General features: G+C 52.1%; 6 protein-coding genes and 1 tRNA gene. 2 read left to right on the forward strand and 5 right to left on the reverse strand.

Features of this window, described 5'->3' with window-relative positions:
• Positions 1 to 122: 122 nt before the first annotated feature.
• Together Mal48_RS06255 and Mal48_RS06260 are read right to left on the reverse strand one after the other, a co-directional pair.
• Entirely contained in the window at positions 123 to 1,562 is a 1,440-nt protein-coding gene (locus Mal48_RS06255; protein WP_145197170.1) for a DUF1501 domain-containing protein, read from the reverse strand.
• Complete coding sequence (locus Mal48_RS06260; RefSeq protein WP_145197172.1) at positions 1,559 to 4,606, reverse strand: PSD1 and planctomycete cytochrome C domain-containing protein; 3,048 nt, start codon at positions 4,604 to 4,606, stop codon at positions 1,559 to 1,561. Before Mal48_RS06260 ends, Mal48_RS06255 begins: the two co-directional genes overlap by 4 nt.
• A gap of 306 nt (positions 4,607 to 4,912) precedes the next feature.
• On the opposite strand from Mal48_RS06260, the gene Mal48_RS06265 reads away from it, so the two are divergent.
• A complete protein-coding gene (locus Mal48_RS06265) occupies positions 4,913 to 6,271 on the forward strand; it encodes a neutral/alkaline non-lysosomal ceramidase N-terminal domain-containing protein (protein WP_197442104.1) in 1,359 nt (452 codons plus the stop codon).
• Positions 6,272 to 6,631: 360 nt separating this feature from the next.
• Here the strand turns inward: Mal48_RS06265 and Mal48_RS06270 are convergent.
• Positions 6,632 to 6,713 (reverse strand) — tRNA-Leu (locus tag Mal48_RS06270).
• Positions 6,714 to 6,940: 227 nt separating this feature from the next.
• On the opposite strand from Mal48_RS06270, the gene Mal48_RS06275 reads away from it, so the two are divergent.
• Positions 6,941 to 8,986 (forward strand): RNA polymerase sigma factor, encoded by a 2,046-nt coding sequence (locus tag Mal48_RS06275; RefSeq protein ID WP_145197174.1) that lies wholly within the window; start codon positions 6,941 to 6,943, stop codon positions 8,984 to 8,986.
• A 109-nt stretch (positions 8,987 to 9,095) separates the two neighbouring features.
• Here Mal48_RS06275 and clpB read toward each other — a convergent pair whose 3' ends face one another.
• Both clpB and Mal48_RS06285 read right to left on the reverse strand, forming a co-directional pair.
• On the reverse strand, positions 9,096 to 11,735 hold the full coding sequence (clpB, locus tag Mal48_RS06280) for an ATP-dependent chaperone ClpB (protein WP_145197176.1): 2,640 nt from the start codon (positions 11,733 to 11,735) through the stop codon (positions 9,096 to 9,098).
• 236 nt (positions 11,736 to 11,971) lie between these two features.
• On the reverse strand, positions 11,972 to 13,939 hold the full coding sequence (locus tag Mal48_RS06285) for a polysaccharide biosynthesis/export family protein (protein ID WP_145197178.1): 1,968 nt from the start codon (positions 13,937 to 13,939) through the stop codon (positions 11,972 to 11,974).
• Between the last annotated feature and the right edge of the window lie 25 nt (positions 13,940 to 13,964).

A 13,964-nucleotide genomic window follows, 5' to 3' on the forward strand; every position in this document is an offset into this window, starting at 1 on the left:
GGATGTGTGCCACGCGACAGGACTGCTACACCTTTATCAAAACCGCTTTAGTCAATCATTCATCGAGCATGTGATGCTCACGAACTGGTATTCACCTAAACATGATTCTCTACGTTAGATCATCAACCCAGTATCTTATCAATTCGATGCCCATGCACATCCGTTAGCCGGAATGGGCGACCCTGATAAGTGAAAGTCAGTCGTTCATGATCGATGCCGAGCAAGTGTAATATCGTAGCTTGAACATCGTGAACATGCACGGGATCTTCTACAACTGAAAAACCGAGCTCGTCGGTTTTTCCAACAATGGCCCCCTGTTTGATTCCTCCCCCCGCAAACCACATCGTGAATGCTTGAGGGTGGTGGTCACGTCCGTTTGTCCGTCCCAGAGCGGCGCTCGCTTCGACCATTGGCGTTCGACCGAATTCTCCACCCCAGACGACGAGTGTGTCTTCTAACAGCCCTCGTTGCTTCAGGTCTTGGATGAGTGCTGCTGCTGGTTGGTCCGTCATCCCGGCGAGCCGTTTGACTCCCCCTTCCACATTCGAATGGTGATCCCACCCTGATTGATAAACCTGAATGAAGCGAACCCCGCGCTCAGCGAGTCGACGAGCAAGTAAGCAGTTGCGGGCGAATTCGTTCGGTTTCTTTTCGTCAATTCCATACAGGTTCAGCGTCTCTTTTGTTTCTTTTGAAAAGTCCATTAACTCGGGGGCAGCGGACTGCATTCTCCATGCCATTTCATAGGCGCTGATGCGCGTCTGGATTTCGGGGTCGCCGACTTTTTGAAACTGTTTCTGGTTCAGTTGTTCGATTAAATCCAGAGAGGCTCGTTGTGCTTGGTTTTCGATTCCGACAGGGTTCGAAACGTGTAAAATAGGATCTCCCTGACTCCGAAATGGAACGCCCTGATGAGAAGAGGGCAAGAATCCGGGAGACCACATTGAGGCTCCCCCGCTGAGGTTTCCGCCACTTTTGAGAACGACAAAAGCTGGCAAGTCTTTTGATTCGTTCCCAATTCCGTAGCTCAGCCATGCTCCAATGGCAGGACGTCCTGGAATCGGGCTGCCGGTGTTCAAAAAGAGTTGAGCGGGGGAATGGTTAAACTGCTCGGTATGTACTGAGCGAACCATCGCAATCTCATCGGCTACTTTCGAGAGATGCGGCAGGACCTCGGAAAGTTCAACGCCGCTGCTTCCATGTTTTTGAAACTTGAACCGTGGAGCTAAGATGGCTGCGTCTGACTGAATGAATGCGTATCGCTGTCCTTTGATGACCTCTGGAGGGATCGGTTTGCCTTCCAGTTCGACCAGTTTGGGTTTGTAATCAAACAGTTCCAGTTGGCTGGGAGCTCCCGCCATGAACAGGTAAATCACACGTTTCGCTTTCGCGGGATACCGGTATCTTTCAGCATTCGCAGCGTTCAAGGTGTTCGCTGCGGCAGTCCCCTGCCCTAATGCCTGCTGTGCGAGCAATGAACTGAGGGCAATTTTTCCCAACCCGACTCCGCAATCGGAGAAGAATTGTCGGCGTGTTTGCGAGACGAGGTGTTGATTGATCATGGCTTTGTCACAGTTTCATCGAGATTCAAAATCACGCGTGCGGTCATCATCCAGGCAGCCAACTCGGGAGTTGCCGTCTCAAGTTGAGTCCACTGTTTCGAGTCGAGTGCTCCGCTTTCGAATCGTTCTTTCTGTTCTTTGGTGAATGTCACTAGTGCGGACATTTCCTCTTCGGATGGCGGCCGAGTCAGAATCCGGAGAAACATCTCCGAGACAATTTCTCGATCGTTTTTAGGCTCGGACAATTCTTCTTGCGCGATTGCTCGAGCTGCATCGAGAAACATCTCGTCGTTGAGCAAAGTTAATGCCTGAAGCGGAGTGTTGCTGCGGTCTCGACGGACGATGCAATTTTCGCCGGTCGGAGCATCGAAAACGGTGAAGGCTGCGAATGGAGCCGTTCGCTTCGAGAAAGTGTACAGCGACCGGCGATAGCGGTCTTCACCTTTGGAAACGGGCCATTTGGGACTTCCGTAAGCTGCTGCGTAGACTGTTGCAGGTTGTGGCGGATAAACGCTCGGGCCGCCCAGTTTCAGTGAGAGAAGTCCGCTGCTTTGCAGGGCGAGATCACGAATCATCTCGGCGTTCATGCGAAATCGTGCTCCTCGGCCGAGAAGCAGGTTTTCAGGATCTTTCCTTAACTGATCAGCTGAAATGGTAGATCGCTGACGGTATGTTGCGCTCGTCACAATCAGTCGATGAAGTCGCTTTCTGGACCAGTTCAGGCCCTTGCTGCTTTTGTCGGTGAAACGAACAGCCAACCAGTCGAGCAATTCAGGATGTGTTGGATAGCTGGATTGCGTGCCGAAATCTTCGCTCGTGCGAACAAGCCCGCGACCAAAAATTTCCTGCCAGTGACGATTCACGGTGACTCGCCCGACTAACGGGTTCTCTTCGCTCACCAACCATCGGGCAAACTCAAGTCGGTTGCGTGGAGAAGATTTGGACGTGCTGAAAATCGCCGGCAAGTTGGGGGCGACAACCTCTTTCGGGGTCAGGTATTCGCCGCGATGATGACGATGGGTAATGCGAGGATTGTCCTCGGGGCGTTCCCGCAGAATCATTGTGGTTGGATAACCGGGAAGTTGGTTTTCCAGATTCTTGATCGGCTTGCGCGCCTCAGCCAGTTCGGGCGTCTCTTCAAGGAATAGATCGAGAAGCGTTGTCTGCAATTCTTCGTCAGTTTCGCCATTCAATTTTGTGAGCGAATCAATGACATCGATCGGCAGCCGCACCGCCTTCGCAATGCCAGGCTCAGTAGTCACCGAAAAGCGAAACCGTCCCAAGCTCGCTGCGAAGTGACGTTCGAAGATCATTTGCAATTCGAGCAAATGTTGAGGCTGCGCAGGCTGTTGAAGGTTCAGGACCAGATGATGCGGTTGCCCTTCTTCAGTGGACGTTGACCACCCTGTCGAGCCATTACCATCGAACACGTTGGCAGCGTCGGCGGTTCCGTTTCCGATACTGATTTTTCCAAAAGTGTGCGACGCTTCATGGAAGCTGATCGATTGTCCGCCCGATTTCGCAGTGACCTCACTGAGGAAGAAGTCACCTTTGCGACCTTCGTAGTATGCACGTCCCGGTCCCTGTGCGGGCAGACGTTCATCTGGAAGAACTTCGAGGCGGATGGCTCTGATCGGTTGTGTGAAGTTTGCGAGATCGAATTTTAAGTCGAAGACATCCCGCTTGGTGATGTCGCCGGTCGAAAGGATCGAGCCATCTTCGAGCAGTTCCAACCGTGGGAGATTCGTTGTCATGCTTGCAGGTGTGATGACTTGCCAATCACGTGCGAGTTCTTTTTTTGAATTCAACCACGCAGCGAATTTTGTTTCGAGATTCCGTTTTCGGCGTTCCTCTTCGCTCCCCTCCCCTTCTGCGGGTGGGAATTGTGAGGCCAGTTCTAATTTCAGTTGTGTGATTTGGTCAAGTCTCTTCTCTCTGGCCTTCTCGATGGCATCGTCATGAACAAGCAGGTCTGGCTCATCGGCATTGTTCAGGAGAGCCATCATTGCGAAATATTCCGTATGTGTGATCGGATCGTACTTGTGGGTGTGACACTGAGCGCAGCCAATCGTCATTCCCATCCAAACGGTTCCGGTTGTCGCGACGCGGTCGACCATCGAATAGAACCGGTATTCGAGCGGATCGATTCCGCCCTCTTCGTTAATCATGGTATTGCGATGAAAACCGGTTGCTATCAATTGGTCCGTGGTCGCGTCGGGGAGCATGTCTCCTGCGAGTTGTTCAATCGTGAACTGGTCGAAGGGCATGTCATTGTTCATCGCACTGATCACCCAGTCTCGATAGGGCCAGATCGAGCGGGGGCGATCTTTTTCGTAGCCGTTCGTATCGGCATAGCGAGCCAGGTCCAGCCAGTGACGCGCCCAGCGTTCGCCATACTGAGGTGATGCCAGCAGTTCGTCAACGAGTTTTTCGTAGGCCTGTGGATCAGAACTGTTGACGAACTGATCGAGTTGTTCGATGGTCGGTGGGAGTCCAGTTAAATCGAGATAGAGACGTCGTGCGAGACTGTGACGATCAGCCTCGGGGGACGGAGAGAGATTCTCTTTTTCCAGCCTTGCCAGAATGAAGCGGTCGATCGGATTCCGCGACCAGTCAGTTTGTGAAACCATCGGAAGTTCCGGCAAGGTCGGTTCGACAAACGCCCAATGCTGTTTGTACTCCGCTCCTTGCTGAATCCATTTTTTGAGAGCTTGGACCTCCTCTGGCGTCAGTTGCAATCCAGACTCGGCGGGAGGCATGCGATCATCATCAGAGTCGCTACTAATCCGGGTGAACAGTTCACTTTGAGAATGATTCCCCGGAGTGATTGCTTTGTACCCTCCACGATCTTCGGTCGCCCCCAGGAAAGTATCCAGCCGCAAATCGGCTTCCCGAGCCGCTTCGTCCGGTCCGTGGCACTTGTAGCATTTCTGGGAGAGTATCGGCCGAATCTCTTTTTGGAAATCAACCGCAGCCTCCTCTGCAACGGCATTCGAGACGGAGAGGCAAAAGAGAAGCTGGAATGTGATCAACAGGCGGGACATATTCGGCAGATTCTAAAAGGTGGGTTATCAAAAAGTATTATCAACCGTTAAGTTGGCTGCGTCAAACGGCACGCCTGTATGCGAGCGGCAACCTCGCGTTGATGGTCATCAAAGTGTCACGTCGGAATGTCCTTTAGAGTGTCCCTTTTGGTATGTTGAATCACGAGAGTTGAGGGGACAGGGAGCTGGCTTTGCCCCTCTTCCTTTCGGCTCACGTTTTTCTTCTCGGTTGAAGTTACGAGGATGTTTTTCACGTCAAGACGATAGATTCTTTGCAAATATTTTTTGAATTGAATGGAGAGTAAGATGCGAAAGCTTTCGCAATGGATGAGTCTTCTGGTTTGTTTTTTTATGGTGGTGACTGACGTTTGCGGTGAGACAAACTGGACTGCCGGTTCGGACTTTGCCGTCATCACACCAGAAAAGTCAACGTGGATGGCGGGCTATGCATCTCGCAAGAAACCTTCCGAGGGGGTTGCTTCAGATCTATACGCGAAGGCTGTTGTGCTGGACGATGGTGAGGGGCATCGAGCTGCGATTGTGACGTTCGATCTCATCACGGTCCCACGTGAACTCCGAGATCGCGTCGCTGCCAAGGCTGAGGAGCTTTATCAGATTCCCTCGGAGTCCGTCTTGCTGAATTGTTCGCACACGCACTGTGGTCCGGTTGTCCGTGTTCCAGAAGAGATTGTGATCGACATTCATGAAGAGAAAGTTGCTGATGCACGCGCTTACAACCAGAAGCTGGAGCAAACTCTGATCAAACTGATCGGCGGTGCGATTGAGAACTCAGTCCCATCCAAATTGACGTACCATCGCGCACGAGCCGCATTTGCAATGAATCGTCGCTTACCTTCCGGAGGGACTTATCGCAATCGTCCCAATCCTGCGGGGCCAGTCGATCACGATGTTCCTGTTTTGAAGATCACAGATGCTGCCGGGAAGTTGACAACAGTTCTGTTTGGCTATGCCTGCCACAATACAACGTTGGGGATCTTCGAGTTTTCGGGAGACTATGCGGGCTTTGCTCAAACAGAAATTGAGAAAGCACACCCTGGTGTGGTCGCGATGTTTGTAATGGGTTGCGGTGGAGACCAGAACCCCTACCCGCGTCGACGTCTCGATTTGGCAATGACGCACGGGAAAACTTTAGCGACCGCTGTTGAAGCTGCTTTGGAAACTCCGGCGATTGCAGTGACAGGACCACTCAAAACGACCTTGAGCCCAGTCGAAGTAAAATATGCAGCTGGACCGAAACGGGAAGAACTCGAAAAACGCCTGACAACTGGAAATCAGTACACGCAACTGCATGCGAAGAGGCTTCTGCATCAACTCGAAACCGTAGGCAAACTCCGCTCAAGTTACTCCACGCTTGTTCAAACATTCCAGTTTGGAGATTCACTGACTCTGGTCGCCTTACCCGGAGAAACGGTTGTCGATTACGCGTTGCGGCTCAAAGGGGAATTTCCTGATCGAAACATGTGGGTTGCCGGTTACAGCAACGACGTTTTCACCTATCTTCCGAGTGAGCGAATCCTGAAAGAGGGGGGCTACGAAGGTGGCGGTGCGTTGATTTACACATCGACAATCCTTCACCCCGGTCCAATCGCCGCCGGCGTTGAAGAACGCATCATTCAGCCTGTTCATGAAGCACTCGGGAAATGATGCCGACAATGGAAGACTCGAAGAAGTTTCAACTCCGGATGTCAGTGAGTGAAAGATGTCATCAAGGAGTGGTGGGCTGTTGATGATTCAACGCGGCATGAAGCAGGATGCGAGCACTCATTCGAGAATGCTTATCGAGAAAGCGATTTCGGACCAGTTTGCTCAGCATGTGCCAGAAAAACATGGTGCCCGGAAAAACTTGGTGCCCGGCAAAACTTGGGATTCCCGGAGACACAATTCGTGTCCACTCAGAGAATGGCTTTCGGAGACTTACAACACGAAATTTCTCACACTTTGACAAACCCCCGACCGGTGTTCGGTCAGGGTTTGTCTTCGTGAGTCTGAACGTAAGTCAGAAAGTGCGAGAGACAGGAATCGAACCTGCACACCCGAAGGTACTGGAACCTAAATCCAGCGCGTCTGCCAGTTCCGCCACTCTCGCGTGATGGTGGTTATAGAATTTTCGCTTGGCTCTGGCAAGTCGATTCGAGATCATTGAGTCATATCAATATTGACCGAGTCGGCAAGCTTTTCCCTGATAAAATCTGCTCAGGACGTCATTAAGAGACAACTCGGGGGGCTGATTGGCTCGCGCTTGTTTCAAGAAAATAAAAAAAAATCAAGAAATGAGCGCCCGGAATTGTCTTTCAGGGGGACTAAACTGGTGTCATGTCTCTTCTTTCACATCCAAAACAACCTGCTAATCACCAAGACCCGGGGCCTGATGCTCTAGTGTCGGATGCGGAATTGCTGTCTCAATTTTTGAAATTGAAAAACGAGGCAGCCTTCACAGCTCTGGTCGAGCGCTATGGTCACATGGTTTTCGCCGTTGCTGTCCGTATTGTTCGTGATCGGCATTCTGCGGAGGATGTCGCTCAAGCGACGTTTTTGTTGCTGGCGAAGGATGCAAAGAAGATTCGGCGGCGAGAGAGTTTAAGCTCGTGGCTGCATGGCGTGGCAATTCGTCTTGCGAAAAAGGCACTGAAACGTCGATCCCGTGAAAAGGTCAACGATGTGGTGACAGAACTTGAAATCGCTGAAAAAACGTTCGAGGAGATCCATTCCACTTTCGAGCAGCAAGTGCTTGATGAAGAGTTACAGGGTCTTCCGAAGCAGTATCGTGATCCATTAGTTCTACATTTTCTGCAAGGCAAAACGTATGAAGAGATCGCCCAATTTTTGGGCGTGACCTTGGGGGCGATCGAAGGGCGAATGAAGCGCGGAAAGCGTGAACTTCAGCTTCGAGTCGCCAAACGGGGCGTTGGATTGGGAGCCGCACTGGCTGCTTTGAGCTGGTCTCAGACTGAAGCGGTGGCTGCAATTCGGCCAGAATTCATTCACACCATTGCACAAAACGGATTGGCAGCGTTTCAGGGGACAGCGTTCACCCCCGCCTGCTCTCCCGAAGCTGTGTACCTCGCCGGAAAGGAAGTGACAATGTTCACAACAACCAAGATTGCGTTTCTCACCTGTAGCCTGGCCATCGCTGCCGGAGCGGGTTGGATGTCCCATGTCGGATTCGCACAAGACGGAAGTGGAGACGTCAGTAAAGCTCAAGGAGCCAGCATCGACACCGCTGTTGCACAGTTTGGAGCTGAAGATCAATCGCCGAAACCAACGATCAAGCAACGCATTCAAGCTCAGAAAGAACGCGATGCACAACGTGGCATCAACAGTCTTGGTGCCGACCTTGGTGCCGACATCGGAGGATTTGGATCAGGTGGTGAGGATGCATTCGGAAGCGGTGTTTCTGGGACGGATGGTGCATCGTATGGAGGAGTTTCAAGTGCGGGTGGAGTCGGAATGGAGGCGAAGAGTGCGAAACTCTCTGATCAACAACTGTTGGAATTGTTCCAGGCACTCCAGGAAACCGAGAAGTTGTTGGAGGAGATGTTAAAGCAATCGGCTGAAGGAGAGGGGGCAGCCACTGCTAACGTACAAGAGTTGGTCCAGGCACTCGAACAACTCAGGCAGCTCAAATCTCAACACAGCGGAATTCTAGGCGAGTCGATGCGCTTCGAATTAGAGCTGGATGAGATGATGGGCTTCTCTCAAGCAAACGGGAATCCTGGGGCGGCGATCTCTGTCGAGCATAATCAAAGCCCAGCTGAAGAAAAGATTGAGGCAGCACTGGAAACGATTGTAGGTTTTGAGTTTCCTGGAAACATGCTTTCGGATGTCGCTGCTTTGCTGAGTGAGCAACATGAAATTCCGATTCTGATTGACGAGGAAGAGCTTTCGAATGAAGGACTCTCGGTGGATGATGAAGTCAAAGCGACGGTAAGCGGAGTCTCAATGCGAAACGGACTCGAGCTCATGCTGGAACCATTGGAGCTAACATACGTGATCAAAAATGATGTCTTGATGATCACCACAAACGTAAAGGCTGGCGAGTTGACCGAAACACGAGTCTACGATGTTCGACCACTTCAGGTTCACGACCCGGAAGCTTTGGCAGATGTTCTGTTGCACACAATCGAACCAGAGTCCTGGAGCGAAATGGGTGGGAACGGCGACATTAGTTTTCTAAACGGTAGCTTGGTGGTTATGCAAAGTCAGAAAGTGCATGGCCAAATCGAAATCTTGTTGAATCAGTTGGCACGACAATCGCAGAAAAGCCCACAAAATCCCGACTGGCCTGCAAGGGATCGCTCTGACATCCCCGGAACGGGTGGGGCGGGTGGAGCTGGAGGCTTCTTTGGAGGCGGAAATTAGGCACAAGTCCAGAATTATGATCAGAGTACGAATGTTTTGCCGGACACTTGAAGTGTCCGGCAAAACTCGTTTTTAAGAGTAGCGATGTTCAGGCTCTCGCTTGAAAGTTTCACATGCTTGCGAACGTGAACTCTTCGTTCTGGCTATCAACTTTAATCGTTGAGCCTTCGGGGAATTCGCCGCTTAAGATGGCATTCGCCAGTGAGTTTTGCAAACGATTCTGAATCACACGCTTCAGTGGACGGGCTCCGTATGTTGGATCGTAACCTTCGTTGGCAATGAGCATTTTCGCATCTTCTGACACTTCCAGTTCATAGCCATGCTCGCGCATCTGAGCAGCGAGGCGACCAATTTGAAGCTCGACAATCTTACGGATTTCGGTTCTCTGAAGCGGTTGGAAAACAATCACTTCATCCACACGGTTCAGGAATTCCGGCCGGAAGTGCTGCTTCAGGGAACCCAGGCAGGTTTCGCGAATCTTCTCTTCTTCTCCCTGTTCGGAAAGTTCAAGAATCGCTTGTGAGCCGATATTGGATGTCATCACCACAATCGTATTGGTGAAGTCGACCGTTCTCCCCTGCCCGTCTGTCAGGCGACCATCGTCAAGGAGTTGCAGCAAGACATTGAAAACATCCCGGTGCGCCTTCTCGATTTCATCCAACAGAATGACCGAATAGGGCTGACGCCGCACTGCTTCGGTAAGTCGTCCCCCCTCTTCATATCCGACATATCCAGGAGGGGCTCCAATCAGTCGAGCCACAGAATGCTGCTCCATGAACTCGCTCATGTCGATGCGGACCATATTCCGTTCGTCATCGAAGAGGAACTCAGCGAGAGCTTTACACAACTCCGTTTTTCCGACACCTGTTGGTCCCAGGAAAATGAACGATCCAATCGGACGATTCTTGTCCTGCATTCCCGATCGTGAACGGCGGACCGCATTGGCAACCGCCGAGACAGCTTCGGACTGATTGATCATTCGCTGATGGATCAAGTCTTCCATTTGCAGGAGCTTTTGTCGTTCTGTCTGTAGCATCCTGCTGACCGGGACTCCCGTCCAAGCTGAGACAACCAGCGCAATTTCTTCGGGGCCGACTTCGGTTCGAAGAAGTTTCGGCTTCGCATCGTCATCTGGAGACTCATCCACAAGTTCGACTTCTTGTTCGTCGACCTGTTTGCGGAGTGCCTTACGTTGGCGGTCTAACTCGTATAACCTCTGGTAGTCTGCCTCATCGACCAACTGGCCGCTCGATTGCTGGTCGCGGACGGTCGCTTCGAGTTGTCCGTACTCGAGATCGAATTTTTCAAGCTCTTCACGAACGTTGGCGACATCGCCCAGCCCAAGTTTTTCGGATTCCCATTGCTCTTTCAAGCTGGCTAGCTTTTGCTTGAGTGACTGGGTTTCTTCGTTGATTTCTGCGAGTTCCTTCTCCACGCTCTCGCCAGATTCTTCCGTGAGTTGCCGACTGGCAAGCTCCAGGCGAGTCAGTCTTCGCTGGATTTCGTCGATCTCAGTCGGGACTGAATTCAACTCCATCGAGACCCGTGAGGCAGCTTCGTCGACTAAGTCGATCGCCTTGTCGGGCAGGAATCGATCATTGATATAGCGGTCTGAAAGTGTCGCAGCTGCTTCGAGTGCAGCATCGCGGATCTTGATTCCGTGGTGTTTCTCGTAACGCTCTTTCAGTCCTCGCAGGATTCCAATCGTATCTTCGACAGAAGGTTCGTTGACCTGGACCGGTTGGAAGCGTCGCTCGAGTGCTGCGTCTTTTTCGATGTACTTACGATACTCATCGATTGTGGTCGCTCCGATACAGTGGAGTTCACCGCGAGCCAATGCTGGTTTGAGAAGGTTCGAAGCGTCCATCGCTCCATCGGTTTTTCCGGCTCCGACGACAGTATGCAATTCGTCGATGAACAGGACGACCTGACCGCTCGCTTGTTCAACTTCTTTGAGGACAGCTTTCAAGCGGTCTTCGAATTCCCCCCGATACTTTGCACCGGCGATCAAGGCCCCCATGTCAAGAGCGACGACACGCTTGTCCTTCAAGCTTTGCGGAACATCTCCGAGGACAATTCGGTGTGCCAGACCTTCGACGATTGCAGTTTTTCCGACACCCGGTTCACCGATCAGGACCGGATTGTTTTTTCTTCGGCGAGCCAGAACTTGTACGACGCGACGAATTTCGCCGTCACGACCGATGACTGGGTCGATCTTTCCTTGTCGAGCCATTTCGACAAGATCTTTCCCGTACTTTTCGAGAGCTTGGTATTTGTCTTCTGGATGCTGGTCAGTCACCTGATGCCCGCCGCGAACTGACTTCATTGCTTCCAGCAAATCTTTCGTTTCGACACCGTTCAGGTGCAACATCCGCTTCGCTGCGCTCTCAACTTTTGTGAGAGCAAGGAAAAGATGCTCGGTCGAAACGTATTGATCCTGCATCGACGAGGCTGTCTTTTGAGCGTCCTCGAAGAGTTGAACAGATTCCGGTGACGGCCCGATTTCGAGGTTCGAACCGCTCGACGACGGAAGCCGGTCGAGTTCGCTGTCGACCATGGTTTGGATCTGGGAGGCGTTGGCTCCCATTTTTTCCAGAATTGCTCGCGGAATCCCATCGGACTCTGCCAGCAGCGCCTTCAGAAAATGTAAAGGGGTCAGCTGTCGATGCCCTTTTTCTTGAGCGAACGAGTGCGCGTTCTGGACAGCTTCCTGCGTTTTAGTTGTGAATTGATCGAGTCGAATAGCCATAGAATTGATCTCCTTTCGTGAGAGGTGAGATCATTCAGCAATCGCCGTTCCTGAAAACTGATTAATCCGTAAAGTGAATCATAACAGTCATTTAGAGTCAGGCAACTCTCTTGGCGTGTGCCATAATGGCACACTTTGCGTGCGGGCTCAAGCAGGTGTTTGGTGCCATAGTGGCAGCTTTTGTGCTTTAGCCGCGCTTTGTTGGTGTGCGACACAGAGCTATTGCGAAACTACCATCAGTTGTTCGTGTTCATCTGTGCGGCTGCGAGACTGAATAGTGCTCCTTCGAGCAGGTAGCGTTGGGTGAATGCAGCAATGGCTTCACCCGCAGTGTATTGCAGCATCAGGATGTCGCCCGGTTGGACCAGGATGTTTTCCTCCTGGTATCGCATCGCTTTGTGGAGGTCGACTTCCACAGTGATCCGCTGACCGGTTGGTAATGTGCGGAGAATGATGACGCGGCTGGCACCGATGGAGACGTCGCGATTTAATGCAGAAACGCCACCGATGGACCGCGAATTCCCACCACCGCCGGAGTTCCGACCTTCTGCAATGGAGATCGCTTCGAGGACTCCCAGATCGTATTCACGCGGGAGAGTATACTGCCCTCCCCCGAGAAGTCCGCCAGTATAGAAAACGTCTGTTTCGCGGGATTCGATGAAGACAATGTCTCCATCTTCCAGCGTGATCATCTCTTCGCTGATGTTGGGCATTTCTCCATCAGCCAGTCGAATCGGAATTCGAATAACGTTGGGATTGTCGATAGTCGGATCGAATTGCTGGAGCGCTGTCGACCAGTGAAGGCTGTCATCCGGGATCGGCTCTAAAACATTTGAGTTGGCTGGAACTGGAAGTGGAATCCTCGTTGCCCCAGCAGGCTGAACTTGTTGATGTTCAGGATTTGGAAACGCTGCTTGAGCCGGTGAAGTCTGGCTCTGCGACACGTTCGTTTGAGGCGTCGCGTGCGGCAGTTGGCGCCCATATGGATGTGCTGCCTGTGACATGTTGTGCGGTACTGGATAACCACCTGCCGAACGGTTCATTTGCGGCTGAGTGGCTTGGGAAGCTTGCGCCCCATTAGGTTTCGCCCCATGTTGATAGGAATATGGGGAGTGCTGAGCCCCTCCAACATTGGCGAACGAATGCCCCACAGTGCGGACCCCAGTAGAATGGCCCCCAACAGAATGGATGTTGTACGGGGCGGCGTTGCTTTCATTCCCTCCGATGCGGTAGTCCGCAGTCATCAGCCTCGACTGCGGCGCATGATTCGTTGCACTTGCAAGCTGGACACTCCGTTGATTTTGATTTTTGGAATGATTGCCAAGGCCGCCTTGATACTGGCTTGGAACTTGCTGTTGCGGAGGGAGCGAAGGAGTGTATTGGGAAGGTGGGCAGTGTGGGTTTGTTGCCGGATTTCCAGTGCCGAAATTTTGGTTTCGGCGTCGAATGATGTAGATTGTATTCTCGGCATCGAGTCCGGGGAGTCCGTCGACCCCTTCTACAGTCGCCAGTGCATGCAGAACATCATTTTCGTAAGCATTCAATGTGACGATTCGGGCTGTCCCACGTTTCGACACACCAATGTTGATCGTTCCAGCTTCTCCGCCACTGGCCAGTTCGTTTCCAGTTTCCTGTCGAACAACGAGGACACGATGGACCCGAGGTCTTTGCAGGCTGACCAGAATCATGGCTTCTTCAGGTTTCAGAATATCGAAGTCTTCGGTGTACGTTCTGCGGACCGCTTCTTCGACCTCAGCGAGCGTCATTTGGTTGACATTGATCGGAGGAATTTGCGGGAGCGAAATTGTGTTGTCATCACGGACCGTGATGGGATATCCAATCGTTGGAGCATCGTCCGGGGTGTACGGTTGGTTGATCGGAGGCTCGACACCGACTTGCCGAACTTCAGTATCCTTGCGCCCAAGAACACCGGGGATATAGATTGACAGAACATCACCAGCGGCGACGCGGTGCTGAGCAGGCGGCGTTTGCACAAGCAAGCTGGGGTTGATGGTCCGCTTGCCGTTGCGGCGCGGGCCTTCAAACTCATCCGGCAGATACGAGGCTGGGACTCCGCGGACTGGATGGAGAATGGAACAGCCAGTGGAGCAGGTGAGGACCATGCCGATCAGGACAAGTTGCAGTGGGCGAAGCCACTTACCAGTTCTGAGTGGGCGACCAACGATGTTCGCAGAATTATTCATCTCACCTTCCGTGGCGGTGTTGTGA

Origin of the sequence: Thalassoglobus polymorphus (genome assembly GCF_007744255.1) — a bacterium.
Classification (GTDB): Bacteria; Planctomycetota; Planctomycetia; order Planctomycetales; family Planctomycetaceae; genus Thalassoglobus; species Thalassoglobus polymorphus.

Excerpts from the sequence above, each read along its gene's own strand:
- Mal48_RS06265 (WP_197442104.1), top strand. The coding sequence starts at position 4,913 with ATGCGAAAGCTTTCGCAATGGATGAGTCTTCTGGTTTGTTTTTTTATG.
- Mal48_RS06285 (WP_145197178.1), bottom strand. The coding sequence starts at position 13,939 with ATGAATAATTCTGCGAACATCGTTGGTCGCCCACTCAGAACTGGTAAG.
- clpB (WP_145197176.1), bottom strand. The coding sequence starts at position 11,735 with ATGGCTATTCGACTCGATCAATTCACAACTAAAACGCAGGAAGCTGTC.
- Mal48_RS06275 (WP_145197174.1), top strand. The coding sequence starts at position 6,941 with ATGTCTCTTCTTTCACATCCAAAACAACCTGCTAATCACCAAGACCCG.
- Mal48_RS06255 (WP_145197170.1), bottom strand. The coding sequence starts at position 1,562 with ATGATCAATCAACACCTCGTCTCGCAAACACGCCGACAATTCTTCTCC.
- Mal48_RS06260 (WP_145197172.1), bottom strand. The coding sequence starts at position 4,606 with ATGTCCCGCCTGTTGATCACATTCCAGCTTCTCTTTTGCCTCTCCGTC.